Here is a 13,492-nt window from a genome sequence, read left to right as displayed (position 1 = left end):
CGTACGGTGTACCGGCGTCGCGGTGCCGGATGTCGAAAGCGTCCCCCGAGCGGTGCGGTAGCGAGAACTCCCATTGTGGGCCGAGGGCTTGTCGTAACGCGGCCACGGCCTCGTACGCGCGCGAGTGGGTCTCCATCAACCGGCCGCCAGGGCCTTGAAGTGCCGCGCCGGATCGAAACGAGCCAAGCCGATCTCCTGCACCCTTCTGGCATCGAGTGACACAGCTTCTTCGATAGCCCCGGCGAGCGCAGTGGAGGCCGCCTCGTCATCCTGCTCCGGGTCGGTGACGACGGCGGCGCCCGTCTCGCCGCACAGCGCCGCCTGGGCGCAGGTGCCCTCGCGCCAGGTCAACGCGGCGACCGGTGTCCCGGACCGGAGGGCTTCACCGAACGCCGCGGCGCCGGCCTCCACGTAGTCCCGCGCGTACGTGTAAACGAAGGCGGCTCCCCGGTGGAGAACGGCTGCCTTGGCCGCTCCACCCACCTCTCCGACCCAGTCCACGTGGTCCGAGGCGAAAGCCTTCTCGTGGCGGCGCACGTAGTCCTCGTCGAACACGGGGCCGACGATGCGGATACGGCGCCCGAGCAGCTCCGCAGCACGCACGGCGAGGTGAGGTGCCTTGTCCTGGTCTATTCGGCCGAGCCAGACCAGCTCCTCGCCGCGCACAGCCGGAGGCTCCGCCTCACCAAGGCCCAAGTGGACGGCGAGCTCCTGTCGTGGAGCTTGCGCGGCGTACCGCTCAGTCATCTCCGGCGAGTAGCAGTACAGACGCGACCGCTCCCCGTCGAACGCCTCTGGGTGGTGCTGGAAAGACGGTGCGTGCTGGAAGGTTGCGACGTCGCAGCCCAGCTCGCGCCAGGTCCTGACCCAGGAGGGCCGGGACGGGTACTCATGGCCGACCACCAAGAGGTCGTAGCCGGTGGCCTGCAGCTCGCGCTCGACCAGTGAGCCAGGGGTGGCGTCCTCCAGGCGGACCGGCTTGCGGACCCACGCGTCCCCCAGGCTCGCGCGCCAGCCGGGCCCGAGGAGGTGGACGTCGGCGCCTGCGGTTCGTGCTCCTACAGCTACGGCCCAGAGCCAGCGTTCGATGCCCCCGTATCCGACCGGCGGGAATGCGTAGTTGCTGGGAAAATCGCAGACGCCGACAAGCATCTACTCCTCCGAAGGGGTTCCGTCCGCCTTGATCCGGCGGAAGCCGAGGTACTTCACGAGGGATTCGGGCAGCAGGACGGAGCCGTCAGCCTGCTGGTGCTGTTCGAGCACCGCGGCCAGGGTGCGGCCGACGGGCAGTCCGGAGCCGTTCACCGTCGCTGCCGGGGTGGGCTTGCCGTTCTCGTCGCGCGTACGGATGCTTGCGCGGCGTCCCTGGAAGGTGCCGAAGTCGGAGACCGAGGAGATCTCCCGGTAGGTGTTCTGGCTGGGCAGCCAGACTTCGAGGTCGTAGGTCAGCTGAGCGGAGAAGCCGGTGTCTCCGGCGGCCAGGGTGACCACGCGGTAGGCCAGGTCCAGCTCCTTCAGGCACGCTTCGGCGTGGCCGACCATCTTCTCCATCTCGGAGCGGGTCTCGTCGGCCGCACAGATGCGCACCATCTCGACCTTGGTGAACTGGTGCTGCCGGATCAGGCCGCGAGTGTCCCGTCCGTACGAGCCGGCCTCCGAGCGGAAGCAGGGCGTCTGCGCGGTGAGAGCGATCGGCAGCTCCGCCGCCGGAACGATCTCGTCCGCGTACAGGTTGGTCAGCGGTACCTCGGCCGTGGGGATGAGGAACAGATCACGATCGGCGACACCGGTCTTGAACAGGTCCTCCTCGAACTTCGGCAGCTGGCCGGTGCCGGTCATGGTCTTGCGGGAGACGAGGAACGGGACCGACTGCTCGACGTACCCGTGGCGGCGTGTGTGGAGGTCGAGGAAGAGGGTCGCCAGGGCTCGCTCCAGGGCCGCGCCGGCGCCGCGCAGGACGCTGAAGCGCGGTCCGGAGAGCTTGGTCGCCCGGCCGAAGTCCAGGATGCCCATGCCTTCGCCGAGGTCGACGTGGTCCTTGGGCTCGAAGGAGAAGGCGGGCGGGGTACCGACGCGGCGTTGCTCGACGGCGAAGTCCTCCGAGTCGCCGTCGGGCGCTTCGTCGGCGGGCAGATTGGGGATCGTGAGCAGCAGCTCGGTCAGCTCCTGCTGAACCTGGTCCTGCTCTGCCTCGGCCTCGCGGATCTGCTCCTTGATCTTGCGGGCGGCCTCCTTCAGCGCCGAGATGTCACCTCCGGTCTTCGCTGTCCGCTGTACCTCCTGCGCGACGCGCTTGGACTCGGAGCGCAGCTCGTCACCGGACTGGATGCTCTTGTTCCGGCGGGACTGGAGGGACTCCAGAGAGGAGAGGTCCAGCGTGTAACCGCGGCGGGCCAGGCGGCGGACGGCGTCCTCGCCCATGTCGATCAGAACGCGAGCATCATGCATCGGGGGTTTCCCTCTGTGCGTGTGGGTGGTTTACGCGATCGAAGGTAGCAACATCCCGTTGCGCCCCGATCCGGAAAACCTCCGCACCACCGGCGCCCGCATTCACCACCTCCTTCTCGTCGGCCAGATAGGCAAGGAGATCCTCTGCGCAACGCTGCAGTTCAGCGTTCTCGAACGAGATCGGCTGCAGGTACGGGGCCTCGGGGAAGAACAGCGGCATGGGCGCGTCACCGGTCCGGTCCTGGTACCAGTGAAGGACCGACGCGAGCAGCCCGTGGCAGACGATGATCCGTGGCCCCGGTTGGTCCACGGCCGCCAGGAGACCGAGCAGCATGCGTCGAATACCCTCCCGCTGCGACTCGCGTCCCCCGGGAGGACGCTGCCAGCCGCCCCATCGCTGCAGCCACGCGGCATAGGCCAGGAAAGGCCCACCCTCGAAGTCTCCGTATGCCAGCTCGTTCAGACGCGGGTCGACCACGAGGTCCGGCGTGGGCACCGCCATCAACGCGGCGGCCGTCTGCCTGGCCCGCAGGAACTCGCTGGAGAGCCACGTCGCCGTGTTGCGAAGGGGCAGCGTGTGCCATACCTGGCCGCAGGACCGTCGCCCGTCCTCGTTGAGCGGAAGCAGGAGGCCCGGGTCACCGTTCACCAGGTATCTGCGACTGTGATCCGTCTCGGCGTGCCGCAAGACGTGCGTCGTCATGCCTTCCCCCTCGCGGCCTCCGGCGCCATCAGGGAATGCAACACCTTCGCCGCGGCCACCCGCTCTGGGAGGCCGGCCTCCGTGTAGTAGAGGAGCCCGTCCACCGCGACGGCGCGGCACCACGACGCGAGTTCCGGGATCGTGATGCCTGACATGCGGGACGCGACGGTCATACGCGGGAAGGTGTCCTGCCCGAGTTGGTAGTACACGGTCCAGAAGGCCCAGTCGAAGGCGGCGTCACCCGCCATGGGGTGTGGGTCGATGACCTGAGCGCGGCCGTCTGCACCGAAGAGGACGTTGTCCCGGTAGAGATCCGCGTGGAGGACGGTCCGGCGGGCGAGCGACTCCGTCAGTGTGTGGATCTCCGGCACCGCCCGGCGCACGAGAGGCGCGCACGCTCCGAGATCCAGAACCGCCGATCGCCGGGCGACGCGCGGGAGGACCGTGTTCTGCAGGTGGTCCCCCAGCCGCAGGAGAGATGTCTGCGGCTGTCGCGCTCCGATGGCATGAAGCTGCTGGATCGCTGACGCCGCCGCGCGCGTCTCCTGGGCTGGTCGGGGAGCACCGCCGGGGCGTCCTGCGACCAGCTTCATCGCCGCGACTCGCAGGTCCTCCGCGGTCTCCATGACCGCCGCGGCGGGCCCTCCCGACCAGAGCCGCAACGCGAGGATCTCGTCACGGTGGCGGGAGGGCTCGTACCAGGCTTTCAGGAGCACCGCCTCGCCGTGCGGGTCAGTCGCCACGGCGACGACGGAGCTGTGGCCGGCGTCGTGGTAGCCGCTGAGGCGCAGCTTCCAGCGCCGAGCCGCCTCAGCCAGGAGGGATGGTGCCGTCTCGGTCCAGCTGCCGGCGGCTTCGCCGTAGTGGGCGAGAAGCCGCCGGCGGGCTGAGGAGGGAACAGGACCGATCACAGGTGCAGCCATCAGCTGAGCACCACGCCGTCCGACACCAGCTCGTCAGTCAGGGCGGGGAACTCCGACATCGCCTCGGCGACGAGCGCCTGGATCTTGTCCATCTCGACAGCCGGTGAGGCCAGTCGGACCAAGATCCGCCAGGGCTCGTCGAGCCGCTGCCCGGTGGTGCTGACGAGATGTACCTCGGCGTATTCGCCCGTCGCCTCGTACAGGCGGCGGGCCAGCCGCTGGGCAGCGATGTTGTAGAGCTTTCCCACGTGGTAGACGGGATTCTTCCCGTTCGCACCCTCCAGGTTCATGGGCCGCAGAGGTGTGATGAGCCCGTTCACGCGGTTGCCGCGGCCGACCACGCCCTCGTCGCCCGACTCGATCGAGCTTCCCGTGTAGGTGAGATACAGCTCGTCCTTCTCCGGCACGTCTCGCGCGTTCAGGCGGAAGGAAGCCCCGGCGTCGGGCAGGCGTAGAGCAGCCATTCGGTAGCACTCGGCGAGGACGGTCTCGGCGTTGCGGATGTACTCGGCCCGGCTGGCCACGTGGCGGGACTTCTGCGGTACGCACAGGACGACGTCGGCCTGTGCGCCGTCCCAGTAGCCCATGAGCTTGACGTCGGAACCGCACCAGCGGTGAGCGCGGGTGAAGTCGTTCTCCCCGGAGAAGTGGTTCACGAGCTCCCGTACGAAGGACTCGAAGGGGTTCTCCGGCGCCCAGCCGGTGCCCAGGGAGGTGTCGTTGGACAGGCGGACACGGCGTTCACGCAGATCGTCGACCGATCGCGGGCTGAACCACCGCGTGCGGTCCGGCACACCGTCGCCGGTCAGCACCGCGCCCGGGCTGGAGTTGCTGGTGATGTTGTACGCGATGTCGAGGTGATCAGAGACCTCGGGCAGTCGTTCGGCGAAGAAGGCCCGCACCTCCGCCTGCACGATCTCGGCCACCGGGATGCGCTCACCGCCGCATGTAGGAGCCGCCCTGCCGTTGACCAGCACCCGCACCGGTGCGGTCATCGTGCCCCCGCCGTAGCGGACCTCACTACCGCCGCCCAGGAGCGCCAGCTTGTCGAAGTTGTGGTGGAGCACCGCGCCGAAGTGGCGCACGGTGTAGCGGCTGTATGCGCGGGACAGCCGCTCGGCGAGGTGATCCGCGAGGGTGTCCGGATGGCCGAGCCCTTTGCGCTCGACGATGGTGGTGGGGCCCGGCCTGACGGTGCCGGCCTCGATGACCAGGTGGCCACCGCTCGTGAGGAACGTTCTACGCATGCCAAGCTCCGATCTCGTGCTGTGAGAAGAGGAGGTGCGGGCAAGCTGCGACCAGGAGCTCAGCTCCTGGCAGGCGGCAAGTCGGGTGCGAGGCAACGGAGTCGGCCTGTTCAGGCACCCGGTTCCGTGCTCTGCTGTGACAGTAGGCGCGCTGTACGGCGGGACCCCGGAAAATCCTTCCGGGGTCCCTTCGCGGCACGAGGTGATGCTCGGGACATGCGAGGACTGACACAGCACTTGTCCATCGGGGAGCGCGTCGCCTGGTACCGGCGGCGACGGGGCCTCTCTCAGGAGGTCTTGGCGGGTCTGGTCGGACGGACCACCGACTGGCTGAGCAAGGCGGAGAACAACCGGATCGAGCTCGACCGTCTCTCGGTGATCACCTCCCTCGCCGAGGCGCTCGACGTCTCGCTCGGAGACCTGCTGGCCGAGCCGACCCTCATGGAGTGGTCCTCCGAGAGCGGGCGCCACACGGTCCCCGCCCTACGCAGAGCCCTCATGGACTACACGCAGCTCACGCCCCTTCTCGGGAGCGTGGCCCGAGATGAACCGCCGGCGCTCGACGCTCTCCGGGGCGACGTGAAGACAGTCCTCGACGCCTACCAGGCGTCACGCTATGGGTTCGCCACCCGGCGTCTCCCTCTCGTCCTCGCCGAGGCGCTTGCCGCATCGCGCGCGTACTCCGGCGGCGAGGGGCGGGAGGCTTACACCCAGCTCGCCTTGGCCTACCACGGTGCGGCGATGACGTTGGGCAAGGTCGGAGAGGCGGAACTCGCCTGGATCGCTGCCGACCGCGGTCTGGCGGCTGCCCAACAGAGTGGCGACAGCGCGGTGACAGGGTCGCTCTTCCGGGCGGTCACGCACTGCCTGACGTCGACCGGCCGCTTCACCGCCGCCATCCAGTTGGTGAACGGTGCCGCGGACGCCCTGCAACCCGGCCTGAGCACTGCGGACGACGCCTACCTCTCCGTCTACGGCACCCTCTTCCTCGCCGGCGCGATGGCGGCGGCAAGGGCAGAGGACCGGGCGACGGCACAGAGCTTCCTCCGCGAGGCCGACGACACCGCTCAGCGGTTGGGCGCCGACGCGAACCACCTCTGGACGGCCTTCGGCCCGACCAACGTGGCCATCCACCGCGTCGCCGCCGCCGGCGAACTCGGGGACCTTCAGATCGCCGCGGACGTCGGTCAGCACATCGACACCAGCGGCCTGCCCCTGGAGCGACGGGTGAGGCACAGCCTGGAAGTGGCTCGGGCGCTCAGCGCCTGGAACCGCACCGACGAGGCTTTGGCCACCCTCCTGGAGGCCGAACAGATTGCTCCGGAGCAGGTTCGGCACCATTACATGAGCCGCGAGCTCATCATCGGCTGGATCCGCGGCACCCGCGGCCGGCCCTCCCAGCCCGTCGCGGACCTCGCCCGCCGACTCGGGGTCGTCGGTGGCTAGAGTCCACCCCGTGACCGAGAACGAGCACGAAGCCAAGATGGCCCACCCGCGCATGGCGGCCGGCGCGCTGTTCTTCGACGACGCTGACCGGGTCCTCCTCGTGGAGCCTACGTACAAGGACTACCTCGACATCCCCGGCGGGTACGTCGAGCACGGCGAGTCCCCGCTGCAAGCCTGCGTGCGCGAGGTCCATGAGGAGCTGGGGATCAGGCCGGCCATCGGACGTCTGCTCGTTGTGGACTGGGCACCGAGCTCGGCGGAGGGGGACAAGGTTCTCTACCTCTTCGACGGGGGTCGCCTCAGCGTGGACCAAAGCCAGGGCATCATGTTGCAGACGGAGGAGCTTCGCGGGTATGCGTTCCACGAGGTCATCAAAGTGCCGGAGCTCACCATCCCTAGGCTCGCCCGTCGCGTCGCCGCAGGTGTGGAGGCGCGTGCGGTTGGAGTGACTGCCTACCTGGAGAACGGGGAAAGGGCCCGATCGGAGTCCTGAGCGTTGCTGGGCATGGCGCAGAACACGCGCGCGTCTCGCGCCATCTGCCCGACGGAGGGGGCCGCAGAGGTGCCCAGAGCGGAGCCCTGCCCCAGGCTGTGCGCAGCCCCCGACAGAGCTCCCATGGGACGCCTACGCGTGGACTGACGATGACTTTCCGGCTAGTGGATCAGTACGTTCACAAGCCAGTCGACTTCCCCACGCCACCGGTGCACCTGGTCCTTGGTGGGGCCGATCTCGTACTGGTGGTAGTGGCACCCGAGGCAGAGGTGCGACCAGACGGCGTTGGCCTTGCGGGCGGTGGTCGCGGCGGTGTAGCAGCGCAGGCAGAGCATCTTCGCCCGCATGTTGACGCCCGCCAGCCCCGGCATCACGGCGTCGAGCGCGTGGTCGACCGCGATCTCCAGGGCGGTCCGCAGCGCGAGGGAGGCCCCACGGTGCCGGCCGGCCGCCGAGGCTTCGACGCTGGGGTCGGAGAGCAACCGGTCCGCTGTGAGCAGCAGCTCATCGATCGACGTACCTGCGGCGCCGGTCACTTCGCCACCTCCGTCCTGCGCACCTTCTGCGCCAGCTCACTGATCTCGGTCACGAAGCGGTGTGCGTAGGGGATGCGGGCTCCCGTGGCATGGGCACCGCTCTGACACTGCTTGAGGAGGTCCACCGCACGCGGGCCGCAACGGGTACGGAGCTCCCGGTAGACATCGCCGGTGCGGCCGATGTCACCGAAGAAGGCCAGCGCGGCCATCTTCATGAGCTTGTCCGCGTCGGCCACGGCGGAATGCAGATCGTGCTCGGAGCCACCGGAGCGGAGGTGCTGGACCCAGGCCGCCTCGACGAAGGCGTTCTCCAGCGCGATCCGGCACAGTGCGGGAAGCATGTGGGTGCGGGCCGCCTCCGGCAGGCTCTCGGTACTGGCGAGGGCCTTGGCATCCGCGATCGCCTGGCGGACCGGATCGGTCACCGCCTTGACGTTCACCTTGGACGCCTTGCCCCGCTGGACCTCGAAGACCGTGACCGGCAGTTCCTGGGTCGTGAAGGCGCGCTGCAGCCGGGTGTCGTGGGTGAACACGACCACCTGCCGGTGTTCGCCGAGCTCGTGCAGGACCTGGGCGAGCCCGTTGACCTTGGCCGGGTCCATGGACTGCACGGGGTCATCGATGACGATGAAGCCGAAGGGGCTGTCGGCGGTGGCGGCCCGGGGCAGGAACAGGGACAGCGCGAGGGAGTGCTGCTCTCCCTGGCTCATGACGCTCAGCGCCGACGCCTCCTCCCCGTCGACGGTGACGTCCATGACGAGCTTGCGGACGTTGGCCCTCTCGCTGCCCTGGAGGCTCACCGACTGGAGGTCGATGTCGCTCTCCTGGCGAAGCTTCTCCCAGATGCGCTGGGAGTGGCCGGTGAAGCCCTCCATACGCCTCTCCCGCAGTTCCGCGGTGAGCGTCTTGACCCAGCCGCGGGCCTTTCTGACGTGGCCGAGCCGGGGCTCGGCGTCCGCCGCGGCGCGGGCCTTCTCCGTCCAGCTCGCCAGACGCGTGACGAGCTGACGCCAGCGTTCGTCCCGCTTCTCCAGCTCCCGTACGGCGTTGTCCCGCACAGCGGCGCAGGCGTCGGCCAGGGTCAAGGCGGTGTCGTGGAAGCGCTGCGCGAGCTGAGCCGGATCGCTGATCGCCCGGCAGGCAAGCCATTCGCTCCAAGGACCGGTCAGGGCGACGGGGATCCGCTGAGGCGTCTCGATGAGGTTCTGAGCCTCCCGCGCCGCCGACCGCAGTTCGGTGCGCGCGTCCTCGGCGGTCTTCGCCTCCTGCCGGAGCAGGGCGATCTGGGCACTGGCGTCGGCCGCCCACGCGGCGTCGAGGACCTGTTCCGTGCCGCAGACCGGGCAGGCCCCTTCGTCGGGATGACGGTCGCTGTGGGCCAGGGCCTTCTCCAGCAGGCCGGCGCGCTGCAACGCGTCCTCGGCCCCGCTCAGACGCACGTCCTCGACTCCGGCCAGTGCCTCGCGCAGCCGGTCCACCGCGGTTCCGACCTGTTCCAGGTCGGGTCCCCGCATGTCGACCGCGGCACGCAGTTCGGCGAGGAGACCGTCATCGTCGGAGGGCAGGCCCGCCACGAGGCCGTCCAGCGCCTCGAAGTCAGGCCGACCTTTCGTCTCCATGGCGACGAGCGCCTGAACCGCACGCTCGTCGTCCTCAAGTGCGTACAGCGACGCCTTGATCTCCGGCAGTTCGTTCTTCCCCGCCTTGACCGCGTCTCCCAGCTCCTTCTCCTGCAGCCCGAGGTGGTTGTAGGCGGCGCTGAGGTGCCCGAGTCCGAGGATGGTGGCGATGGAGTCGTACATCTGGGAGGGCTTGCCGCTGATCATGCGGCCGAGGTCGACGTACGAGAGGAAGGGACGGTAGTCCGTCAGGGCCTGCCTCCACGCCGCCTGGTCGAGGGGGACCGCGCCGTGTCCCGGTCGCCGGAACGTGGCCGCGCAGTCGGTGATGTCGGGGCCGGTCCAGGCGCGGGTGAGCGTGCTCCGGCCGGCGTCGCCCTCGACCGTCAGCTTGACCTCGATCTCCGTCCTGGCGCCGTCGTGCAGGTTGCGCCAGTTGCTGGTACGGGTCGCATCCTGCCCCAGCCAACGCGTGTTCGTGCCGGTGAACGCGGTCTCGATGGCTTCGGCGATGCTGGACTTCCCCGAGCCGTTGCGGCCCACGACGAGCGTGACACCCGGGCGGGGGCTGAGGTTCAGCCAGGTCCGGGGGCCGATGCCGCGGAAGCCTTCCACGGAGACGGAGCCGAGGAAGATCCGGCCCGTGGGCGAGTTCCCCGGCTTCTGCGCGCTGCCGAGTGCCTCGGTCAGGAGCGCCTTCACCGGTTCACCGAGGGGCGCGGCCGCCAGACGGGTCTCCACCAGGTCTGCGAGCGGAACGGACTCGCCGGCGGCAGTCTGCTGGGCGATGGGGACGGAAGGGGACGTGGCGGATTCGTTCTGTTCCGAACTGGTCATGGGAGTGGTCCTTGATCGGGTACGTGTCCAGGGGGTGGCGCAAAAGCTGTGCGCATGGGCGGCGTCTGGGTGTCCGCGTGTGTCGGTTCCACGGACCCGGCAGCCGGAGATATCGGAGATATCGGAGATGACGAAGTGGAGAGGTGGGTTCGGTCGCCGAGGACGTGCCCGTCGTCCGACGCCGGTGGGGCCGGTTCCCCGGCAGCGGTCAGCCGCCGAGGTCGTACGCGGGGCCGTCTGCTCGAAGGGCGGCCCTCCCCCTGAGAGCGCGTGACGGGAGGCCCCTCAGACGGCTGGGGGAGGAGGCCCCTCGACGTCAGCCGACCTTCTGCCACTCCTGGCAGCCGCTGGTCTTGAAGTACTCACCCTTGTTGACGGTGACGCGGCCCTGCCCCTGGATGTTGTCGTTGGCGATGATCGCGGTGAGCTCGCCGGAGGCGTCCTTCAGGCGGGCCCAGTAGCAGTTGGGGATGATGCTGTCCTTCTCGGGGCCGGAGGTCCGGTAGGTGCCGGCCTGGATGTCCTCGCCCACGAGGTACTGGCCTTCGCCCGAGAAGCTGCTCGGGGGGCCGGACTTCTTCACCGGCTTCGGCTTCGCGGTGACCGTCTCGGTGACCGTGACGGCCGGCTCCGGTTCGCCTGCGGCGGTCCTGGTGACCGTGACGGCAGGGGCGGGACTCGAGGAGCCCGCCGCAGCGCCGGACTCTCCGCCGCCACCGATCGCGGCACCGAAGAGGAGCGCGACGAGCGCAGTCGCGCCGTGGGTGAGCCATGCCTTGCGGCGCGAGGGCTTGCGCCCGGCGGGCGGCGGGCCCGGCACGGGCGGCTGGGCGGGCGGCGTCGAGGACATGTCAGTCATGGGAGACCTCCGGATCGCGACTGCGGTGTGCACCGGGTGTCGGTGCGCCGAACGAGCACCAGAGTGGGACCGGAGGGCAAGAAAACGTCTTGGAGATGCTGATAACCGGGGTTATCAACGTTTCCACTCTAACTCTTTCGCTCTCGCTATAAGGTTCGTCCTGCCTCGAAGGGGCCGCCGTCCGGCCGGCGAGGTGCCAGAACCGGGCCGGAAAGGAAGGGGGAGTGGAGCGAGTGACCAGCACCCGCGAAGGAACCGCGTCGCCCATCGTGCCCGAGCCGTCCGCCTGGCGGATCACTTATGCGGAAATCGCCACCCTCGCCCAGGTGCGTCGGCCCGTCCCCACCACCTGGAGCCGCAGGCACCCGGACTTCCCCGCTCCCGTCGCCTACGAGGAGGGGCGGCCCCTGTTCGACGCACGCACGGTGGTCGACTGGCTGACGACGACAGGTCGCGGCAACGCCGAACCCCGCCGCCTGCAGGCCGAACTGGCCCTGTACACGCTCGCCGCCTGGCGGAAGCCCGCCCTTTCTGCCTCCGTGCTGGTAGGGGCGCTGACCGCGCTGATCTGCCTGCGCCGGCAACTCGACGCTCGTCTCTCGGGCCGGAGCTGGGACGCGGTCCTCACCCAGGCCGAGGAGCTCGATCCCGAGGACACGTACCTGTCGACCGAGCTGCAGGCCGTCTCAGAGCCGGACCACCTCGGTCCCGAGCTGGCCGCACTGGCCGACGAGCTGACCGAGGCCGCCTACACCCCCGCCGAGGCGTGCGACTGGGTCCTGGAGGCCCGCCGCCGCCTCGGCTCCCACGACCTGGCCGCCGACGAGCCCACCCCGGCCGTAGTACGTGCCCTCGCTGCCCTGTCCGGCGTCGCCACCCTCGACGAGGGCTCCGTTGTGGCCACTCCGTACGCACGCTCCGGTGACGTCCTCGCGGCCCTGCACGCCCGGTCCGCCGAGGACTCCGGCCACACCTACCTCGCCGCCGACCCCGACCCGGTGCGGGCCCGCCTGGTCCGCCGCCGGATGCTCGTCCGCGGCGTGAACGAGTTCGACCTCGGCGTCACCGAAGGGGAGGAGCTGCCCGTCGACGACTGGGGATATCCCGATCTGCTGGTCTCCGTCCTCCCCTACGAGCCGGGGGAGAACCGCAGTCCCCAGGTCGTCCTCGAACAGGTGCAGGCACTCACCGACTACCTCGGCGAAGGCTCGACAGCCGTCGTCCTCGGCCCCGCCGATGTGCTCGTCCGCCCGTTCCCCCCGCACAGCGAGGCCGACCGCCTGCGCCGGTCCTTCCTCCGGGACGGTTTACTCAAGGCCGCGGTGAGCCTGCCCGACGGGGCGTTCCCCTACCGTCCCGGCTACCGGACCGCCCTCTGGGTGCTGGCCCGCACCTCGGCGGAACACCGCACCGGCCTGGTCCTCCTCGCCGACTACTCCGCGCAGCCGCTCACCGACACGGCCCTTGACGTGCTCGCCGAGGACATCGCCATCTGGCGCGCCGCCCCCTGGCGCGGCGACCGTCGCCACGAACCCCGCCACGCGGTGATCGTCCCCGCGAAGGACCTCGACGACCGGCCGGGCGCCGCCTTCACCACCCAGCACCGCCCGCCCACGGCCCGCTACACCCGGGGCGTCGTCGAGCGTCCGGTCCGCATCAGCGCCCTGGAGCAGCGCCTCACGGAGCTGCACGAGCAGACCCGGCTGCACACCGACCTGCGCGCGGCACTCAACGCCCAGGTCGTGCTGCGCCCCGACGACCAGCCTGTGCGGCGCACCACCGTGCGCCGGCTCCTCGACGACCGGCGCCTGCGCCGACGCCCCGGGCACCGCTTCGCCGACGAACACCTCACGGCGGACGGCCACTACACCGTGCTCACCCCCGACGAGGTCCTCGGCATCGCACGCCCGGGAGGACGCCGTATCGACCGCGGCGTCCTCCTCACCGGCTACGAGCATGCCCTGTTCACCGAGCCGGGCGACATCATCGTCACCACCAGCCCCCGCTTCGGCACCTACGTCGACGAGGCCGGGCTGTCCCTGGTGGCGGCCCCGGCCCGCATCCTCCGCGTCCACCCCGACGCCGACCCGCCGGTGCTGCCCCGGGTACTCGCGGCACTGCTGCGGGCGGCCGCCGCCGAGTACGCGCGCACCAGTGGCGCGGTGCGGGCCTCGCGAGGTGTCGAGGACCTCCTCATCCCCGACCTGGGCAGGCGCGAGGCCGAGCGCTTCGACGCCGTGCTCGCGGAGATCGAGACCCGCGCGCACCTCCTGCGGGAACAGTCCGCCGCCCTCGACGACATGGTCCGCCTCACCGCCGCCGGCATCGCCGACGGCACGCTCACCCTCCAGAACCTCCCCGGAACCGACGACTGAAGGAGA

At 70.0% G+C, this 13,492-nt stretch carries 11 protein-coding genes; 3 read left to right on the top strand and 8 right to left on the bottom strand.

Annotated elements, in window-relative coordinates:
- Positions 1–135: 135 nt before the first annotated feature.
- The 5 genes from ACFV3R_RS00635 to ACFV3R_RS00615 are packed head-to-tail and all read right to left on the bottom strand — an operon-like array spanning position 136 to position 5,321.
- A complete protein-coding gene (locus ACFV3R_RS00635) occupies positions 136–1,152 on the bottom strand; it encodes a glycosyltransferase (RefSeq protein WP_385573046.1) in 1,017 nt (338 codons plus the stop codon).
- Positions 1,153–2,448 carry a serine--tRNA ligase gene (gene serS, locus ACFV3R_RS00630; protein WP_385573044.1) on the bottom strand — a complete coding sequence of 432 codons (1,296 nt, stop codon included), beginning with the start codon at positions 2,446–2,448 and terminating at the stop codon, positions 1,153–1,155.
- Positions 2,441–3,151, bottom strand: coding sequence for a histidine phosphatase family protein (locus tag ACFV3R_RS00625; protein WP_385573042.1), 711 nt, complete (start codon positions 3,149–3,151; stop codon positions 2,441–2,443). The genes serS and ACFV3R_RS00625 overlap by 8 nt, the downstream gene beginning before the upstream one ends.
- Entirely contained in the window at positions 3,148–4,074 is a 927-nt protein-coding gene (locus ACFV3R_RS00620; protein WP_385573040.1) for an aminoglycoside phosphotransferase family protein, read from the bottom strand. Before ACFV3R_RS00620 ends, ACFV3R_RS00625 begins: the two co-directional genes overlap by 4 nt.
- Positions 4,074–5,321 (bottom strand): methionine adenosyltransferase, encoded by a 1,248-nt coding sequence (locus tag ACFV3R_RS00615; RefSeq protein WP_385573037.1) that lies wholly within the window; start codon positions 5,319–5,321, stop codon positions 4,074–4,076. Before ACFV3R_RS00615 ends, ACFV3R_RS00620 begins: the two co-directional genes overlap by 1 nt.
- 216 nt (positions 5,322–5,537) lie before the next feature.
- Between ACFV3R_RS00615 and ACFV3R_RS00610 the strand changes: the two genes are divergently transcribed.
- Together ACFV3R_RS00610 and ACFV3R_RS00605 are read left to right on the top strand one after the other, a co-directional pair.
- Positions 5,538–6,767 (top strand): helix-turn-helix domain-containing protein, encoded by a 1,230-nt coding sequence (locus ACFV3R_RS00610; protein WP_385573035.1) that lies wholly within the window; start codon positions 5,538–5,540, stop codon positions 6,765–6,767.
- A 10-nt stretch (positions 6,768–6,777) separates the two neighbouring features.
- Positions 6,778–7,260, top strand: coding sequence for an NUDIX domain-containing protein (locus tag ACFV3R_RS00605; protein WP_385573033.1), 483 nt, complete (start codon positions 6,778–6,780; stop codon positions 7,258–7,260).
- A 161-nt stretch (positions 7,261–7,421) separates the two neighbouring features.
- Here the strand turns inward: ACFV3R_RS00605 and ACFV3R_RS00600 are convergent, their stop codons facing one another.
- The 3 genes from ACFV3R_RS00600 to ACFV3R_RS00590 form a co-directional block, all read right to left on the bottom strand.
- Positions 7,422–7,796, bottom strand: coding sequence for a hypothetical protein (locus tag ACFV3R_RS00600; RefSeq protein ID WP_385573031.1), 375 nt, complete (start codon positions 7,794–7,796; stop codon positions 7,422–7,424).
- On the bottom strand, positions 7,793–10,252 hold the full coding sequence (locus tag ACFV3R_RS00595; RefSeq protein WP_385573029.1) for an AAA family ATPase: 2,460 nt from the start codon (positions 10,250–10,252) through the stop codon (positions 7,793–7,795). Before ACFV3R_RS00595 ends, ACFV3R_RS00600 begins: the two co-directional genes overlap by 4 nt.
- Positions 10,253–10,568: 316 nt before the next feature.
- The gene (locus ACFV3R_RS00590; protein WP_385573027.1) at positions 10,569–11,111 is read right to left on the bottom strand and encodes a hypothetical protein; all 543 of its coding nucleotides are present in this window, start codon (positions 11,109–11,111) and stop codon (positions 10,569–10,571) included.
- 224 nt (positions 11,112–11,335) lie between these two features.
- Between ACFV3R_RS00590 and ACFV3R_RS00585 the strand changes: the two genes are divergently transcribed.
- The gene (locus tag ACFV3R_RS00585; RefSeq protein ID WP_385573025.1) at positions 11,336–13,486 is read left to right on the top strand and encodes a hypothetical protein; all 2,151 of its coding nucleotides are present in this window, start codon (positions 11,336–11,338) and stop codon (positions 13,484–13,486) included.
- The last annotated feature ends 6 nt before the right edge of the window (positions 13,487–13,492 follow it).

Source organism: Streptomyces sp. NPDC059740 (assembly GCF_042733155.1).
In the GTDB taxonomy this organism is placed as follows: Bacteria; Actinomycetota; Actinomycetes; order Streptomycetales; family Streptomycetaceae; genus Streptomyces.
Note: the sequence above shows the minus strand (reverse complement) of the source record. Positions and strands in the feature narration are given on the sequence as shown.

What these genes read in the sequence shown, in the direction of transcription:
- ACFV3R_RS00615 (WP_385573037.1), bottom strand. Translation starts at nt 5,321, where the DNA reads ATGCGTAGAACGTTCCTCACGAGCGGTGGCCACCTGGTCATCGAGGCC.
- ACFV3R_RS00635 (WP_385573046.1), bottom strand. Translation starts at nt 1,152, where the DNA reads ATGCTTGTCGGCGTCTGCGATTTTCCCAGCAACTACGCATTCCCGCCG.
- serS (WP_385573044.1), bottom strand. Translation starts at nt 2,448, where the DNA reads ATGCATGATGCTCGCGTTCTGATCGACATGGGCGAGGACGCCGTCCGC.
- ACFV3R_RS00610 (WP_385573035.1), top strand. Translation starts at nt 5,538, where the DNA reads ATGCGAGGACTGACACAGCACTTGTCCATCGGGGAGCGCGTCGCCTGG.
- ACFV3R_RS00625 (WP_385573042.1), bottom strand. Translation starts at nt 3,151, where the DNA reads ATGACGACGCACGTCTTGCGGCACGCCGAGACGGATCACAGTCGCAGA.
- ACFV3R_RS00620 (WP_385573040.1), bottom strand. Translation starts at nt 4,074, where the DNA reads ATGGCTGCACCTGTGATCGGTCCTGTTCCCTCCTCAGCCCGCCGGCGG.
- ACFV3R_RS00590 (WP_385573027.1), bottom strand. Translation starts at nt 11,111, where the DNA reads ATGACTGACATGTCCTCGACGCCGCCCGCCCAGCCGCCCGTGCCGGGC.
- ACFV3R_RS00595 (WP_385573029.1), bottom strand. Translation starts at nt 10,252, where the DNA reads ATGACCAGTTCGGAACAGAACGAATCCGCCACGTCCCCTTCCGTCCCC.